Consider the following 15,993-nt stretch of genomic DNA (forward strand, 5'->3'; position numbering starts at 1 on the left):
ATTTAAGGATTTAAGGACTCAAGGACGTAAAGACGGAAGGGCCGGGCAGCGCGGCGCGGCGCGGCGCAAAAAACGTGAGCGCTCCGCCGCGGAATCAGCCCTTCAGGTACATGTTCAGCCGCTTGGCCGCGTTGCGCAGGTGGGTCTCAGCCGCCTCCGCCGCCCGCTCCGGATCGCCCGCCGCGATCGCGTCGTAGATGGTCTTGTGCTCGTCCTGCACGGCCTCGACCATGTCCGCGTGATGGCTCTTGGTATTGCTCCTCGCCTGCCGGATCACGCGCCGCGCGCCATGCTCCAGGTGTTCGCTCAGCGCCTGGAAATGCGGGTTGTGGGTGGCCTCCACAATGGCCTGGTGAAAGGCGAAGTCCTCTTCGTCCCCCAGCCGGTCGTTGGCGATCTCGTACTCCATGCCGATCAGCGCCCGCCGGATCCGCTTGAGATCTTCCGGCGTGCGGCGCATGGCCGCGAACCGGGTAGCCGCCACTTCAATCGTCACCAGCAGTTCCATCACCATCGCCAGCGAGTCTTTCTCGTCGATGGCCACATCCTGCATGCGAAACGCCTGCCGCTGGCTGCGCTCGGTCACGAACACGCCGCTGCCCGCCTTGGGCGCAACCAGACCCTCCGACTTGAGCTGCGACAGCGCTTCACGGACCACCGCGCGGCTGACCGAAAACTGCTCGCATAGCACGCGCTCGCTGGGCAGCCGGTCGCCCACGGCGAACTCGCCGGTCTGGATCGCCTGGATCAGCCACCTTGCGATCTCGTCCGGCAGGTGTTTTGGCTCGGGATGGAACATGGTTCCCTCCGGGCGCTGGGTGGACGGCGGCGCCGCGGCACCGGGCGTGGTCTTGTTCACTACTGGCTCCCTGGCGCCAGCCGGCATCTGGCTGGCGCTCGATCTTGAATTGGTCTTACAGGTCAATGTAGCACGACTCAACGCGTCTGAAACGTGCGGAATGTACCAGCACCAGACCGTAGCAGCGCCTGTTATGTGCCACAAAGCCAATCCCCGCAAGGGAAGTTGACCCGCGCTCCGATGCGTGGATAGCCGTCCGATCCGGTCCTCAGTAGAAACCCTCATGGCGGGCATGTCGCCGTTGACGGCTGTCATCCATCTCCTTATAGTAAACCTGTCAGACCACTTTAACCACAGGTCAGACCACTATGACGGGCCAGTTTCAGCGCCCGCCAGATGATCCCAACAAAGCTAGGAGACACCCATGAGCGGTAGCCGCATTCCCCGTCCTTTGTTCGCAGCCGCGGCATTCTCGGTGCTGGCTGGCACGGCATCGGCGGCGCCGGTAAAGATTGCGCTGGTCGAGACACTGTCCGGCCCGCAGGCATCGACCGGCCTGATGTTCCGCGCGGCGGCGCGCTATGCGATCGACAAGATCAATGCCACCGGCGGCTGGAATGGCGAGCCGCTCCAACTGGTGGAGTACGACAACCAGGGCGGCCCGGCGGGCGCGGCGGACAAGCTGAAGGCGGCCGTGGCCGATGGCGCCCAGATCGTCATGCAGGGTTCGTCGTCGGCCGTGTCCGGCCAGATCACCGAGGACGTGCGCAAGTTCAACCTGCGCAATCCGGGCAAGGAAATCCTGTTCATGAATGTCGGCGGCGAGGCCATGGAGCTGACCGGCGAGAAGTGCCACTTCTACCATTTCAAGTTCGCCACCAACGCGCAGATCCGCGTCAAGGCGCTGGTCGGCGCGATGAAGCCGCTCAACGCCCTCGGCACCCGTGTCTATTCGATCGACCAGAACTACTCCTGGGGCATCGATATGGAAAAGGCCACCGGCGACTACGCCAGCGCGGGCGGTTACACGGTCGTGGAAAGGACCCTGCACGACGTCAACAAGGTCCAGGACTTCTCGCCGTACGTGGCCAAGATCGCCGCCGCCAAGGCGGACAGCGTGATCACCGGCAACTGGTCGAACGACCTGCTGCTGCTGATGAAGGCCAGCAAGGCGGCCGGCCTGAAGACGCGCTTCGCTACGGTGTTCCTCGACCAGCCGGGCAATATCGGCAACGCCGCCGATGTGGCGCTCGGCCACTATGTCGCCCACCCCTTTAACGCCGAAGCGGGCGGCGCGGAGAGTGAGCGCTTCGCTAACGACTTCAAGGCCAGGCAGGGCCATATGCCGGCCTACATCGAGCCGCAGACGGTATTCGCGGTGGAGATGCTGGGCGAGGCACTGAAGACGGTGAAGCCGGAAGGCGGCAAGCTCAACACCAGCACGCTGGCCAGGGCGCTCGAAAACGCCAGGATCAAGACCCCGATGGGCGAGATGAGCATGCGCGCCGCCGATCACCAGGTGCTGCTGCCGATGGTGGTGTCCGTCGTCGCCAAGGACGCGAAGTTCAAGGTCGACGGCACCGACATGGGTTTCAAGCCGGTCAAGACGTTCTCCGCCACCGAAGCCGCCACGCCGGCCCAGGCCAGCTGCAAGATGCCGCGCGCCGTCTGACTCCCCCTGCCATTGCCATTGCCATAGCAAGACCTGCCAGCTCAGCGCCGCCCGGCGCGGCGCTGGCAAGCGCGGCCGTTCACTCCGGCGGCCGCGCGCCATATGGCCGCACAGGCTCGTTCCAAGGAAGCCTTCATGGAATACCTCATCGTCTCACTGCTTAACGGCGCCATCTACGGCTTGCTGCTGTTCATGGTGTCGGCAGGCCTGAACCTCATCTTCGGCATGATGGGCGTGCTCAACTTTGCCCATGCGTCGTTCTACATGCTGGGCGCTTACTTTGCCTACACGCTGCAGGGCGCAATCGGCTTCTGGCCGGCCATCGTGGTTTCGCCGATCCTGGTCGGTCTGGTCGGGGTGGCGGTGGAGCGCTTCTTCCTGCGCCGCGTCCATCACCACGGCCACGCGCACGAGCTGCTGCTGACCTTCGGCCTGTCTTTCATCATTGCCGAGCTGATCAAGCTGTTCTTCGGCAACTTCCCGGTGGATTACCGCATCCCGGCATCGCTGGACTTCGCGGCCTTCCAGCTGGGGGTTTCCTCCTATCCCTTCTACCGCGTGTTCATGGGCGGTATCGCCGTGGCCATGTTCGCCGTGATCTACCTCCTGCTCACTTACACCCGGGTCGGCATCGTGGTGCGCTCCGCCATCTACAAGCCGCGCATGGCCGAGGCGCTGGGCCACAACGTGCCGCTGGTCTTCATGGGCGTGTTCGGCATCGGCGCGGCGCTGGCCGGCCTGGCCGGCGCGGTGGCGGGCGCGTTCTACACCACCAACCCGAACATGGCGCTCGAACTCGGCGTGATGGTCTTCGTGGTGGTGGTGGTGGGCGGCCTTGGCTCGCTGGAGGGCGCCATGCTCGCCTCGCTGCTGATCGGCCTGATCACGGCGTTCTCGGTCGGCATCGACCGCAGCCTCGCCGACCTGCTGGCCCTGTTCGGCGCGGGCGCCTGGGCCGGGGAAGCGGGCGGGCTGCTGACCTTGAAGCTGTCCAGCCTGGCCGGGACCATCCCGTTCGCGCTGATGCTGCTGATTTTGCTGGTCCGCCCGTCGGGGCTGATGGGCGAGAAGGAGTAACCATGACCAATGTCTCCAACACGCAGAAGACCCTGCTGCTGCTCGGCACAGGCGCACTGCTGGCGCTGCCGCTGGTGCTGTCGCAATCGCTGGTCAACGCATCGATCCAGATGCTGATCGCCGTGCTGTTCGCCGCCTCGTTCAACCTGCTGAGCGGCCAGGGCGGCATGCTGTCATTCGGCCATGCGGCCTACTTCGGCATCGGCTCCTTCGCCACCGTGCATGCGATGAACGCCTTCGGCGGCAACGGCCTGCTGCCCACGCCGCTGCTGCCGCTGGCAGGCGGCGCCCTGGGCCTCGTCGCCGGCCTGGCCGCCGGCTGGTTCGCCACCAAGCGCACCGGTGTCTACTTCGCCATGATCACGCTGGCGCTGGCCGAACTGCTGCACTCGCTGGCGCCGCACCTGAAGGGCTGGTTCGGCGGCGAGGCGGGCCTGTCCACCATGCGCATGCCGGCATGGGGCCTTACCTTCGGCGACAGCAACCAGGTCTACTACCTGACGTTGTTCTGGGTGCTGCTGTCGCTGGCGCTGCTGTACCTGTTCACCCTGACCCCGGTGGGCCGCCTGACGCTGGGCCTGCGCGAGAACGCCAACCGCCTGCGTTTCCTCGGCTACGACACGCACCGCCTCGGCGTGCTGGTGTTCGCTGTCTCGGCCATGTTCGCCGGCATCGCGGGCGCGCTGCAGGCGCTCAACATGGAAGCGGCCAACTACGTGGTGTTCGAGTCCTCGGCCTCCGCGGCGGTGGTGCTCAACAGCTATATCGGCGGCGTGAAGCTCTTTCTCGGCCCGGCGCTGGGCGCGGCGGTGATGACCTTTTTCGGCTATGCGGTCTCCGACCTGACGCGCTCATGGCTGCTGTACCAGGGCATCGTGTTCGTGCTGGTGATGATGTTCATGCCGACGGGCCTGGCCGGGCTGATCAAGTCCTTCGCCACGCACGGCAAGGCCTATGGTCCGCGCCCGTTGCTGCCGATCGCGCTGGTCTTCATCATCGGCACGTTGCTGCTCACGGGCGGCACCGTGTTCACGGTGGAGATGCTGCAGCGCTTCTTCTCGCAAGACTACCGCTCCATGGCCGCCCTGAATGGCGGCGGCTGGCCCGCGATCCCGCTGTTCGGCCGCGAGTGGGATCCCGTCTCGCCGCTGACCTGGCTGGTGCCCGCGGCGCTGCTGGCGGCCGGCATCGCGACAGTACGCCTGGCCAACGGCCGCTGGCTGCGCCTGAAGGACGCCGCCCCCGCCGCCGAAGCCGTTGCCCACGCCGCCACCAACGTCCGGAGGAACCCGGCATGAACACGCAAGCGATTCTCTCCCTGCGCGGGCTGCGCAAATCTTTTGGCGACGTCGACATCATCCGCGGCGTGGACCTCGATCTCGTCAGCGGCGAACGGCACGCGCTGATCGGCCCGAACGGCGCGGGCAAGTCCACGCTGTTCCACCTGATCTCCGGCCGCCTGCCGCTGACCAAAGGCGAGATCGTGCTCAACGGCGAGCCCATCCAGGGCCTGACGCCGCAGCAAATCAACCATCGCGGCCTGGCGCGCTCGTTCCAGATCACCAATATCTTCGCCGGCCTGACCGTCTTCGAGAACCTGCGCCTCGCCGTGATGCGGCGCCACGGCCTGCAATACACGCTGTGGAAGTTCGCCCACAAGGTGCGCGCCGTGCGCGACGAGACCCAGCACCTGCTCGAACAGGTGCGGCTGGCCGAACGCGCGCAGGCCATCGCCGGCGAGCTGTCGTATTCGGAGCAGCGCTCGCTGGAGATCGCCATGACGCTGGCCTCGGACCCGAAGGTCATCATGCTCGACGAGCCGATGGCGGGCATGTCGCAGGAAGAGACCGACTATACCGCCGGCCTGATCCGCGAGATCGCGCACGGCCGCACGCTGATGATCGTGGAGCACGACATGGACGTGGTGTTCTCGCTGAGCGACCGCATCAGCGTGCTGGTCTACGGCGAGATCGTCGCCACCGGCACGCCCGACGAGATCCGCAACAACGCACGCGTCAAGGAAGCCTATCTGGGCGAGGAGGTCACGGTATGAGCGCGCAGTCCGTACAAAGCGCCGATCCGCTGCTGAGCGTGCAAGGGCTGCACGCGCACTACGGCAAGAGCCACATCCTGCACGGCGTGGATTTCCACGTGGGGAAAGCCGAGGTGGTGAGCCTGCTGGGCCGCAACGGCTCGGGCCGCTCCACCACGCTGAAAGCCATCATGGGCCTGGTCCCGCCGAGCGCGGGCCACGTCAGGCTGCGCGGCCGCGATCTCGCCGGTGCGCAATCCTACGCGATCTGCCGGCGCGGCATTGCCTACGTGCCGGAGGAGCGCGAGGTCTTCGCCAACCTCACGGTGGAAGAAAACCTGCGCATGGGCGAACAGCGCGCCACCGAAGGCGCGCCGAAATGGACCTTCGAGCAGATGTTCGACTACTTCCCGCGCCTGAAGGAACGCCGCAATACCAAGGCCGGCAGCCTCTCCGGCGGCGAGCAGCAGATGCTGACCATGTGCCGCTCGCTGCTGGGCAACCCGCTGGTGATCCTGATCGACGAGCCGACCGAAGGCCTCGCGCCCAAGATCGTGGCGGTGGTCGGCGAGGCCATCCAGGACATTCACCGCCGGGGCGTATCGGTGGTGCTGGTGGAGCAGAAGCTCGCCATCGCGCTGAAGGTATCGAGCCGTGTCTGCGTGATGGGCCACGGGCGCATCGTCTTCGAGGGCACGCCCGGACAACTCACTTCCAATACCCAACTTCTGAAGGACTGGTTAGCCGTATGAGCACTTCCCTGCCAATTGGATACCCGAACGCGCAACCCTTCGCGCGCGCCAGCTACCCCGGCCTGGCCGGCAAGGTCGTGCTCAACACCGGCGGCGCCAGCGGCATCGGCCGCGCGATGGCGCACGGCTTTGCCCGGCACGGCGCGCGGCTGATGCTGCTGGACCTGGACGCGGAAGGACTCGCCAGCGCCAGGGCGGAACTGGAAGCGGCCTACCCGGAAGCGCAGGTCGAAGTCGTGCAGGCTTCGATCACCGATCCCGAGGCCGTGGAGCAAGCCTGCGCCGCTACCGAGGCCCGCTTCGGCCGCATCGACATCCTGCTCAATAACGCCGGCATCTCGATGAACAAGCCCTCGCTGGAACTCACGCCGGACGACTGGCGCCGCGCCATCGATATCGACCTCTCCGGCGTGTTCTTCTGCACGCAGGCAGCGGCACGCCGCATGGTGCGCCAGGGCGGCGGCTCCATCCTCAGCACGGCATCGATGTGGGGCCTGGCCTCCTCGGCCCGGCGCCTGGCCTACTGCGCCGCCAAGGCGGGCGTGGTCTCGCTGACCAAGTCGCTGGCGGCGGAATGGGCTGAGTACAACATCCGCGTCAACGCGGTCTGCCCGGGCTACACCAGCACCGCGCTGATGGAAACGCTGCTGGCCAGCAAGGCCATCGACGGCGAAGCCTTGCTGGCGCGCACGCCGCTGCGGCGCTTCGGCGCGCCGGATGAGATGGCGGAAGTCGCGCTCTTCCTGGCATCGGACTCGGCCGCGTTCATCACCGGCCATGCGCTGGTCTCCGACGGCGGCTGGACCGCCGACGGCTTCTGAGCGCGCTGTTCCCAACACGATTGAAAACACCATCGACCGGTAATCAAGGATCCTCGAATGTCTGAACGTAGCGCCCTGCGCCCCGCCGCCGAATGGGTGGAACTGCGCACCACCGATGAAGACTGGGCCAAGGCCGACCCCGCCCTGCTCGGCACGCTGCTGAGCCACCTGCACCTGATCCGCGGCTTCGAGGAAGCCGTGCTCGAACTCGCCGCCGAAGGCCTGGTCCACGGGCCCGCGCACTCCAGTATCGGGCAGGAAGGCGGCGCCGCCGGCTCGATCGTGCCGCTGACCGGCGCCGACCAGATCAACGGCTCGCACCGCGGACACCATCAATTCATCTCCAAGGCGCTGGGCTACCTCGCGCCCAACGGCATCGACCCGCGCGCGCCGCTGCCGGCGGATGTGCAAACGCTGCTGCAACGCACGCTCGCGGAAATCCTCGGGCTGGCGCAAGGCTACTGCAAGGGCCGTGGCGGTTCGATGCACTTGCAGTGGGCCGAAGCCGGCGCGCTGGGCACCAATGCCATCGTTGGCGGCGGCGTGCCGATGGCCGCGGGCGCGGCGTGGTCGCACCGGCATGCGGGCACCGACGCCGTGGCCATCACCTACTTCGGCGATGGCGCGGTCAATATCGGCTCCGTGCTGGAGACCATGAACCTGGCGGCCGCGTGGAAGCTGCCGCTGTGCTTCTTTATCGAGAACAACCGCTACGCCGTCTCCACCACGGTGGAGGAGTCCACCGCCGAACCGCGCCTGTCCGCGCGCGGCATGGGCTTCAATATCCCGAGTTGGAAAGTCGACGGCATGGACCCGCTGGCGGTCTACCTCGCCACGCAGGAAGCCCTGGCACACATGCGCGCCGGCAAGGGCCCCACGGTCATCGAGGCCGATCTCTACCGCTTCTTCCACCAGAACGGCCCCTTCCCCGGCAGCGCCTTCGGCTACCGCACCAAGGAAGAAGAACAGCAATGGCGCGCGCGCGATCCGCTCGAACTGATGGCGCGCCGCATGCAGGAACGCGGCCTGATCAGCGCCGGCGAGATCGCCGCGCTGCGCGAACGCATCAAGCAAGGCATGCGCGATGCCATGGCGGCACTGACCGAGGCCGATCCTTCCGGCAAGCCTGGCAAGCGCCGCATCCGTCCCGAACTGTGGCCGAGCCCGGATTTCCGTGACGTGGGCGTCCGTGGCGACCTGAGCGAGCTGGAAGGCCTGCGCTGCGAGGACGAAGCCGGCTTCCCGGGCAAGCTGGACAAGCGCAAGTTCATCGACGTGGTGGCGGACGTCATGCACCGCCGCATGGAGACCGACCCGTCGGTGGTGGTGATGGGCGAGGACGTGCACCGCCTCAAGGGCGGCACCAACGGCGCCACGCGCGGCCTGCGCGACAGCTTCCCGGACCGCGTGCTGGGCACGCCGATCAGCGAGAACGCGTTCGTGGGCCTCGGCGGCGGGCTGGCGCTGGATGGCCGCTACAAGCCCGTGGTTGAGTTCATGTACCCGGACTTCATGTGGGTGGCCGCCGACCAGGTCTTCAACCAGATCGGCAAGGCGCGCCATATGTTCGGCGGCGAAAGCGACGTGCCGCTGGTGCTGCGCACCAAGGTGGCGATGGGCACGGGTTACGGCTCGCAGCATTCGATGGACCCGGCCGGCATCTTCGCCACCAACCCGGGCTGGCGCATCGTGGCGCCTTCCACGCCGTTCGACTACGTGGGCCTGATGAACACGGCGCTGGCGTGCAAGGACCCTGTGCTGGTGATCGAGCACGTGGACCTGTACAACGCATCGGGCGTGGGGCCGGTCGACGACTTCGACTACCACCTGCCGGTGGGCAAGGCGGCGGTGCGCCGCAACGGCAGCGACGTCACCGTCATCACCTACCTGTCGATGGTCGGCCATTCGCTCGAAGCGGTGGAGCAGACCGGCATCGACGCCGAAGTGATCGACCTGCGCTGGCTGGACCGCGCCAGCCTGGACTGGGACACCATCGGGCAGAGCATCAGGAAGACCAACAATGTGCTGATCGCGGAGCAAGGCGCGCGCGGCACTTCCTACGGCGGCTGGCTGGCCGACGAGATCCAGCGCCGCTACTTCGACTGGCTGGACCAGCCGGTGCAGCGCGTGACCGGGGCGGAAGCCGCGCCGAGCATTTCCAAGGTGCTGGAGCGTGCCGCTGCCGCCCGCACCGAGGAAGTGGTGGAAGGCCTGCGGCAAGTGATGCGCGACAAAGGCGCGGCGTGAGCCCGGTGCCTGCCCGCCAAGCCAATTGAACGAATCCAAGGAAATCCAAGGAATTCCAATGACCCTGAACATGATTGCTCCCCTGGAGGTCGGCATCGCCGTGCGCGACCTGCCGCGCATGCGCCGCTTCTATGAGCAGGTGCTGGGCTTCACCTTCGTGAGCGAAGTTGCCGTACCCGCGGCCAATGCCGCGCAGGCGGCGATGCATGCCGGCGGCTACACCGCCGTGCGCCTGCAGACGAACCATGGCGAGCGCATCAAGCTGCTGGCCCCGGTGCAAGCGCCGGCAGCCGAGCCCGCTCCCCAATACATCCTCGACAAGGCCAACGCCGCCTACCTCACGTTTATCGTGGACGACATCCAGGCCGCGGTCGACAGGCTGATCGCCGCCGGCGTGGCGTTCCTGACCGGCCCGCAGCGCATTGAAGTGCGCCCCGGCACTTACCTCGCGTTCTGCCGCGACCCTGAAGGCAATGTGCTCGAGATCGTGCAGTACGCGGATATCGCGGCCTATCGCCCCGACCTGCAACCGCCGAGGAATGCCTGACATGGCCACCCTGCTACGCATGCCCGAGGTGGCGGCCAATGCCACCCAGGCCACGCTGCAAGCGTGGACCAAGAACGAAGGCGATACGATTGCCGTGGGCGACTGCATCGCCGAGATCGAAACCGACAAGGCCGTGGTCGAACTCAATGCCGACTCGGCCGGCGTGCTTGGCCGCCGCCTAGTCGCGGCGGGCCAGGACGTGGAAGTGGGCGCGCCGATCGGCGTGCTGCTGGTCAATGGCGAAACCAGCGTGGATATCGATGCGCTGATCGCGGCGGCGGGTGGTGGCGCGCAAGCGCCCGAAGCCGTGGCCGCATCCGCTGGCGAAGCCGTTGCGCCTTCCAGGGCTGCCGCGCCGCAAGCCGCGCGCATCTTCGCCAGCCCCCTTGCCCGCCGCCTGGCTGCCCAACGCGGACTGGACCTCGCGGCATTGCGCGGCAGTGGTCCCAATGGCCGCATCGTCAAGCGCGATATCGAGCAGGCCGCCGCTGTCCCGGCCCCCGCCAGCGCGCCTGCCGCCGCGCGCCCGGCCGCACCGCAGGCCCAGATCAGCGAAGCGTTCACCGAAGTCCCGCACAGCAATATGCGCCGCACCATTGCGCGCCGCCTGAGCGAGAGCAAGTCCACCATCCCGCATTTCTACCTCACGGCGGATTGCCGGATGGAGCGGCTGCTGGCGCTGCGCGCGGAGATCAATGCCAATGCGCCGCGCAAGATCTCGGTCAACGACTTCATCGTGCGCGCCGTGGCGGTCGCCTTGCGCGAGGTCCCGGAGGCCAACGTCAGCTGGACCGACGCGGCCATGCGGCATTACCACCAGGCCGATATCGCCGTGGCGGTATCCACCGGCGCCGGCCTGATCACGCCCATCGTGCGCGCGGCAGACACGAAGCCGCTGTCGCTGATCAGCACCGAGATCGCCGACCTGGCGACGCGCGCGCGCGCTTCGCAACTGCGGCCCGAGGAGTACCAGGGCGGCAGCTTCAGCGTTAGCAACCTGGGCATGTTCGGCGTGTCCGGGTTCTCCGCCATCATCAATCCGCCACAGGCCGCCATCCTCGCGGTGGGCGCCACACAGGCGGTGCCGGTGGTGGAAGACGGCGAACTGAAGGTCGGGCAGGTCATGCGCTGCACGCTGTCGGTGGACCACCGCGCCATCGACGGCGCGCTGGCCGCGAAGTGGCTGGCCGCGTTCCAGCGCCTGCTTGAAAACCCCTTGTCGATGCTGATCTGAGGACCATGACGTGGCGAATTCCTCATTTGACCTGATCGTCGTCGGCGGCGGCCCCGGCGGCTATGTGGCGGCGATCCGCGCCGCCCAGCTCGGCATGAAAACCGCGCTGGTCGAGAAAGAGCACCTGGGCGGCGTCTGCCTGAACTGGGGCTGCATTCCCACCAAGGCGCTCCTGCGCTCCGCCGATGTGCTGCGGCTGGTCAGGGACGCGGCATCCTTCGGCGTGCGCGCGGCCGCGCCTACCGCCGACCTGCCAGCCATGGTGGCCCGCTCCCGCGCGGTTGCCGCGCAGCTCAACAAGGGCGTGGTCCACCTGATGAAGAAGAATGGCGTGACCGTGCTCAACGGCCACGGACGGCTGGCGGGCAAGGGCAAGCTGGAAGTCACCGCGCCGGATGGCAAGACGAGTACCGTGTCGTCCGCCCACATCCTGCTTGCCACCGGCGCGCGCGCGCGCCAGCTGCCCGCGCTGCCGGCGGACGGCCAGACGGTCTGGACCTATCGCGAGGCGCTGGCGCCGCCCGTGGTGCCTAAGCGCATGCTGATCGTCGGCGCCGGTGCCATCGGCATCGAGTTCGCCAGCTTCTATCACGCGGTGGGCGTCGAGGTGACGGTGATCGAGATGGCGGACCGCATCCTGCCGGTGGAGGATGCCGACATCTCCGCGCAGGTGGCGAACAGCCTGAGCCGGGAAGGCATCGTGCTGCATACGGCCGCCAGCATCGGGAGCGCGGAACGCAAGGCGTCCGGCTGGTCCGTCACGCTGCAAGGCGGCAAGTCCGCCGGCGCGAAGATCGAGGCCGATGTCGTACTGGTGGCGGCGGGCATCGTCGGCAACGTTGAAGACCTCGGGCTGGAGAAGACCGCCGTCAGGGTCGAGAAGACGCATATCGTGACCGATGCGTTCTGCCGCACGGCAGAGCCCGGCGTGTATGCCATCGGCGACGTGGCGGGGCCGCCCTGGCTGGCGCACAAGGCCAGCCACGAAGGCGTGATCTGCGTGGAACAGATCGCCGGGCTGCACCCGCATGCGCTCGATGCCACGCGCATCCCGGCCTGCACTTACAGCCATCCGCAAGTGGCCAGCGTCGGGCTGACCGAGGCACAGGCCAGGGAACGGGGCCATCCGATCAAGGTCGGCAAGTTTCCTTTCGTCGGCAACGGCAAGGCCATTGCCATGGGCAGCACCGCGGGCCTGGTGAAAGTCATATTCGACGCAGGCAGCGGCGAACTGCTCGGCGCCCATATGGTGGGCGACGAGGTCACCGAGATGATCCAGGGCTACGCCATCGCGCAGACGCTGGAGACCACCGAAGCCGACCTGATGGCTGCCATCCTGCCGCACCCGACCATGTCGGAGGCCATGCACGAAGCCGTGCTCGCGGCCTACGGGCGCGCACTGCATATCTGAACACGAGAGACAACATGTACAACTTCGATCAACGCACGCTGCTGCTGACCGGCGCCAACGGCGGCATCGGCCGTGAGACGGCCAAACTGTTCCTGGCGCACGGCGCCAACCTGGTACTGACGGATCTGGACGAAGCCGGCGTCGCCGGATTTGCCCGCGAACTGGACCCGAGCGGCGAGCGCATCGCCACGCTGCGCATGGACGCCGCCAGCCCCGACGATTGCGAGCGCGCCGTAGCGCTGGCGCAGGACCGCTTCGGCGGCATCGACTTCCTGGTGCCGTCGGCCGGCTTGTACCAGGCCCAGCCAGTGGCCGAGATGAGCGACGCGCAATGGCGGCAGACGCTGTCGATCAACCTCGATGGCGTGTTCTATCTTGTGCGCCGCGCCATTCCCGCGCTGCGCGAGAACAGCGCCATCGTCAACCTGACGTCGGTGGCGGCGCACCGGGGCGCTTACTACAATGCGCACTATTCGGCCTCCAAGGGTGGCCTGCTCAGCCTCACCCGCAGCCTGGCGCGGGAGCTCGGGCCGCGCACCCGCGTCAATGCGGTATCGCCGGGCGTGATCGAAACCCCCATGACCACCGAGCTGATCCAGAAACGCGGTGCCGATTCCGTCGAGCAGACACCGCTCAAGCGCCTCGGCCATCCGCGCGAGATCGCCACCGCCATCGGCTTCCTGTGCAGCGACGCGGCCAGCTTTGTCACCGGCGAGGTGCTGCACGTCAATGGCGGGCTGTATATCGCGGGTTGAATCGCGGCTTGATCATCCGTCCGGCGGCCAAACAAGATCGCCGGATCCTGCTAACCTGCCGTCAGCGGCGCTGCGCCGAATCCCCCCAACATCGCTACGGAACCGGAACCAGACCATGTTGCAACTCCAAGACCCCTCCCTGCTGCGCCAGCAGTGCTATGTCGACGGCCGCTGGATCGATGCAGAGCGTCATATCGACGTGACCAACCCCGCCACCGGCGAGCGCGTCGGCCAGGTGCCCCTGCTGGGCGCCGGCGAGACACGCCAGGCCATCGAGGCCGCCAACCGCGCCCTGCCGGCCTGGCGCGCGCGTACCGCCAAGGAACGCTCCGCGCTGCTGCGCAAGTGGTTCGAACTGCTGCTGGCGAACCAGGACGACCTGGCCCGCATCATGACCGCCGAGCAAGGCAAGCCCTTTGCCGAAGCGCGCGGCGAGATCGGCTACGCCGCCTCCTTCATCGAGTGGTTCGCCGAGGAAGGCAAACGCGTCTACGGCGAGACCATTCCGGCGCCGGTCAGCAACCAGCGCATCGTCGTCACCAAGGAACCGGTGGGCGTGTGCGCGGCCATCACGCCGTGGAATTTCCCCGCGGCCATGATCACGCGCAAGGCTGGCCCCGCGCTGGCGGCGGGATGCACGATGGTGGTCAAGCCCGCCTCGCAAACCCCGCTGACCGCGCTGGCGATGGTGGTGCTGGCGGAACGCGCCGGCATCCCCGCGGGCGTGCTGTCAGTCGTCACCGGCTCGGCTTCCGCCATCGGCGGCGAACTCAGCAGCAACCCGCTGGTGCGCAAGCTCACCTTTACCGGCTCGACGGAAGTCGGCCGTACGCTGATGGCGCAGACGGCGTCCACCATCAAGAAGGTCTCGATGGAACTGGGCGGCAACGCGCCCTTTATCGTGTTCGAGGATGCCGACCTGGATGCCGCCGTGGAAGGCGCCATCGTGTCCAAGTACCGCAACGCGGGACAGACCTGCGTCTGCGCCAACCGCCTCTATGTGCACAGCAAGGTCTATGACGCCTTCGCCGAAAAGCTGGTCGCCGCGGTGCGCGCGCTGAAGGTAGGCAACGGCATGGAAGACGGCGTGCGCATCGGCCCGCTGATCGACGGAAAGGCCGTGACCAAGGTCGAGGAACATATCACCGACGCGATCTCCAAGGGTGCGCGCGTGCTGCAAGGCGGCAAGCGTCACGCGCTCGGGCAATCGTTCTTCGAGCCTACCGTGCTGGCCGACGTGAAGCCCGGCATGCTGGTAGCGCGTGAAGAAACCTTCGGCCCGCTCGCGCCGCTGTTCCGCTTCGAGACCGAGGACGAAGTGGTCGCCATGGCCAACGACACGGAATTCGGCCTGGCGAGCTATTTCTACGCACGCGATCTCGGCCGCGTGTGGCGCGTTTCCGAGCGTCTGGAGTACGGCATGGTCGGCGTCAACACCGGCCTGATCTCGAACGAGGTGGCGCCCTTCGGCGGCGTCAAGCAATCGGGCGTGGGCCGCGAAGGCTCGCATTACGGTATCGAGGACTACCTGGTCATCAAGTACACCTGCATGGCCGGCATCTGAGCCATCGCCATGCCCGCGGGACGGAGCGCATCCGTCCCGCCTCCCGCTTCATTCCCGCTTCTCCCTCTCCCTCGTTACCCAGAATCCCGCAATGCAGATCGATGGCAATACCCAGCTTGTCGGCATCATCGCCGCCCCCATCGCGCACGTGCGCACGCCGCAACTCTTCAATGCCTCGGTCGCCCGCCAGGGCCTGAATGCCGTCTGCGTGCCCTTCCATGTCGATGCGGCGCAATTACAGGCATTCCTCGCCGGCGCGCCGGCCGCGCAAAACCTGCAAGGCCTGGTCGTCACCATCCCGCACAAGGAAAACGTGGTCGCCGCCTGTGGCGAACTGACCGACACCGCCCGCCTGGTCGGCTCCGTCAACGCCATGCGCTTCGACCGCGAGAAAGGCCACTGGACCGGCGGCAATTTCGATGGCGACGGCTTCGTTGCCGGCCTGCGCGAACGCGGCCACAGCCTGTCCGGCAAGCGCGTACTGCAGCTTGGCGCCGGCGGCGCCGGCAAATCGATGGCCTACGCCATCGCCCGCGAGAACCCCGCCGAACTGGTCATCTACAACCGCTCCGCCGACAAGGCCGAAGAACTGGCCGCGAGCCTGGGGAAAGCGCTGCCATCCGTCCCGATCCGCAGCGGCGACAACAACCCCTCCGGCTTCGACGTAATCGTCAACGCCACGGCCCTCGGCCTGCGCGACACGGACCCCACGCCAGTACCCGTGCAACAGCTAAGCGCAGGCACGCTGGTGTGCGAGGCGGTGGTGCGCGATGGCGATACGCCCCTGCTCAAAGCCGCGCGCGAACTAGGTTGCACGGTGCACCACGGGCAGTGGATGCTGTACGGCCAGATCGTGGAAATCTCACGCTTCCTCGGCGTACCGCTGGCACCGGAGTTTGTCGAACGGATCCTGGGGCCGGCGGACTGAGGGCTGCAACCTTCGAAATACCCAGATAGAACGCGCATGGAGGCGTAGCGAACGCCCGCCCTCTCCCCCGGCTGTTCTCCTGGTTTGATGTTTTTTGCTTCGGCTTCGGCTTGGGCTGCTTAGATTCAAAAGCAACTTCAAAAGCTTAAAGTCA

General features: G+C 66.9%; 14 protein-coding genes. 13 read left to right on the forward strand and 1 reads right to left on the reverse strand.

The features are described from left to right. Window positions 1–94: 94 nt before the first annotated feature. Window positions 95–799, reverse strand: a complete 705-nt coding sequence (locus tag CF70_RS26420) for a FadR/GntR family transcriptional regulator (RefSeq protein WP_035871874.1) — start codon at window positions 797–799, stop codon at window positions 95–97. Window positions 800–1,223: 424 nt separating this feature from the next. On the opposite strand from CF70_RS26420, the gene CF70_RS26425 reads away from it, so the two are divergent. From CF70_RS26425 to CF70_RS26485, 13 genes are all read left to right on the forward strand, one after another. Next, window positions 1,224–2,471, forward strand: a complete 1,248-nt coding sequence (locus CF70_RS26425; protein ID WP_035871876.1) for a branched-chain amino acid ABC transporter substrate-binding protein — start codon at window positions 1,224–1,226, stop codon at window positions 2,469–2,471. 135 nt (window positions 2,472–2,606) lie between these two features. Then, a complete protein-coding gene (locus CF70_RS26430; protein ID WP_035871930.1) occupies window positions 2,607–3,548 on the forward strand; it encodes a branched-chain amino acid ABC transporter permease in 942 nt (313 codons plus the stop codon). Between the two features lie 2 nt (window positions 3,549–3,550). Then, a complete protein-coding gene (locus CF70_RS26435) occupies window positions 3,551–4,846 on the forward strand; it encodes a branched-chain amino acid ABC transporter permease (RefSeq protein WP_035871881.1) in 1,296 nt (431 codons plus the stop codon). Further along, window positions 4,843–5,601: an ABC transporter ATP-binding protein gene (locus CF70_RS26440; protein ID WP_035871884.1), complete on the forward strand. Its 759-nt coding sequence runs from the start codon at window positions 4,843–4,845 to the stop codon at window positions 5,599–5,601. The genes CF70_RS26435 and CF70_RS26440 overlap by 4 nt, the downstream gene beginning before the upstream one ends. Further along, window positions 5,598–6,332: an ABC transporter ATP-binding protein gene (locus CF70_RS26445; protein ID WP_035871888.1), complete on the forward strand. Its 735-nt coding sequence runs from the start codon at window positions 5,598–5,600 to the stop codon at window positions 6,330–6,332. The genes CF70_RS26440 and CF70_RS26445 overlap by 4 nt, the downstream gene beginning before the upstream one ends. Then, on the forward strand, window positions 6,329–7,153 hold the full coding sequence (locus CF70_RS26450) for an SDR family NAD(P)-dependent oxidoreductase (protein ID WP_235185221.1): 825 nt from the start codon (window positions 6,329–6,331) through the stop codon (window positions 7,151–7,153). The genes CF70_RS26445 and CF70_RS26450 overlap by 4 nt, the downstream gene beginning before the upstream one ends. A gap of 57 nt (window positions 7,154–7,210) precedes the next feature. Beyond that, complete coding sequence (locus CF70_RS26455) at window positions 7,211–9,400, forward strand: alpha-ketoacid dehydrogenase subunit alpha/beta (protein ID WP_035871891.1); 2,190 nt, start codon at window positions 7,211–7,213, stop codon at window positions 9,398–9,400. Between the two features lie 58 nt (window positions 9,401–9,458). Further along, the gene (locus CF70_RS26460; RefSeq protein WP_035871893.1) at window positions 9,459–9,947 is read left to right on the forward strand and encodes a VOC family protein; all 489 of its coding nucleotides are present in this window, start codon (window positions 9,459–9,461) and stop codon (window positions 9,945–9,947) included. A 1-nt stretch (window position 9,948) separates the two neighbouring features. Beyond that, window positions 9,949–11,181: a pyruvate dehydrogenase complex dihydrolipoamide acetyltransferase gene (locus tag CF70_RS26465; protein WP_035871896.1), complete on the forward strand. Its 1,233-nt coding sequence runs from the start codon at window positions 9,949–9,951 to the stop codon at window positions 11,179–11,181. Window positions 11,182–11,191: 10 nt separating this feature from the next. Then, complete coding sequence (lpdA, locus tag CF70_RS26470) at window positions 11,192–12,592, forward strand: dihydrolipoyl dehydrogenase (RefSeq protein ID WP_035871902.1); 1,401 nt, start codon at window positions 11,192–11,194, stop codon at window positions 12,590–12,592. Window positions 12,593–12,606: 14 nt separating this feature from the next. After that, window positions 12,607–13,347, forward strand: a complete 741-nt coding sequence (locus CF70_RS26475) for an SDR family NAD(P)-dependent oxidoreductase (protein ID WP_035871909.1) — start codon at window positions 12,607–12,609, stop codon at window positions 13,345–13,347. A gap of 115 nt (window positions 13,348–13,462) precedes the next feature. Then, window positions 13,463–14,911: an NADP-dependent succinate-semialdehyde dehydrogenase gene (gabD, locus tag CF70_RS26480; protein WP_035871914.1), complete on the forward strand. Its 1,449-nt coding sequence runs from the start codon at window positions 13,463–13,465 to the stop codon at window positions 14,909–14,911. 91 nt (window positions 14,912–15,002) lie between these two features. After that, window positions 15,003–15,839: a shikimate dehydrogenase family protein gene (locus CF70_RS26485; RefSeq protein WP_035871917.1), complete on the forward strand. Its 837-nt coding sequence runs from the start codon at window positions 15,003–15,005 to the stop codon at window positions 15,837–15,839. Window positions 15,840–15,993: the final 154 nt, after the last annotated feature.

Origin of the sequence: Cupriavidus sp. SK-3, assembly GCF_000611145.1 — a bacterium.
Classification (GTDB): domain Bacteria; phylum Pseudomonadota; class Gammaproteobacteria; order Burkholderiales; family Burkholderiaceae; genus Cupriavidus.

Coding starts and splice junctions, on each gene's coding strand:
- CF70_RS26420 (WP_035871874.1), bottom strand. CDS start 799: ATGTTCCATCCCGAGCCAAAACACCTGCCGGACGAGATCGCAAGGTGG.
- CF70_RS26425 (WP_035871876.1), top strand. CDS start 1,224: ATGAGCGGTAGCCGCATTCCCCGTCCTTTGTTCGCAGCCGCGGCATTC.
- CF70_RS26430 (WP_035871930.1), top strand. CDS start 2,607: ATGGAATACCTCATCGTCTCACTGCTTAACGGCGCCATCTACGGCTTG.
- CF70_RS26435 (WP_035871881.1), top strand. CDS start 3,551: ATGACCAATGTCTCCAACACGCAGAAGACCCTGCTGCTGCTCGGCACA.
- CF70_RS26440 (WP_035871884.1), top strand. CDS start 4,843: ATGAACACGCAAGCGATTCTCTCCCTGCGCGGGCTGCGCAAATCTTTT.
- CF70_RS26445 (WP_035871888.1), top strand. CDS start 5,598: ATGAGCGCGCAGTCCGTACAAAGCGCCGATCCGCTGCTGAGCGTGCAA.
- CF70_RS26450 (WP_235185221.1), top strand. CDS start 6,329: ATGAGCACTTCCCTGCCAATTGGATACCCGAACGCGCAACCCTTCGCG.
- CF70_RS26455 (WP_035871891.1), top strand. CDS start 7,211: ATGTCTGAACGTAGCGCCCTGCGCCCCGCCGCCGAATGGGTGGAACTG.
- CF70_RS26460 (WP_035871893.1), top strand. CDS start 9,459: ATGACCCTGAACATGATTGCTCCCCTGGAGGTCGGCATCGCCGTGCGC.
- CF70_RS26465 (WP_035871896.1), top strand. CDS start 9,949: ATGGCCACCCTGCTACGCATGCCCGAGGTGGCGGCCAATGCCACCCAG.
- CF70_RS26475 (WP_035871909.1), top strand. CDS start 12,607: ATGTACAACTTCGATCAACGCACGCTGCTGCTGACCGGCGCCAACGGC.
- gabD (WP_035871914.1), top strand. CDS start 13,463: ATGTTGCAACTCCAAGACCCCTCCCTGCTGCGCCAGCAGTGCTATGTC.
- CF70_RS26485 (WP_035871917.1), top strand. CDS start 15,003: ATGCAGATCGATGGCAATACCCAGCTTGTCGGCATCATCGCCGCCCCC.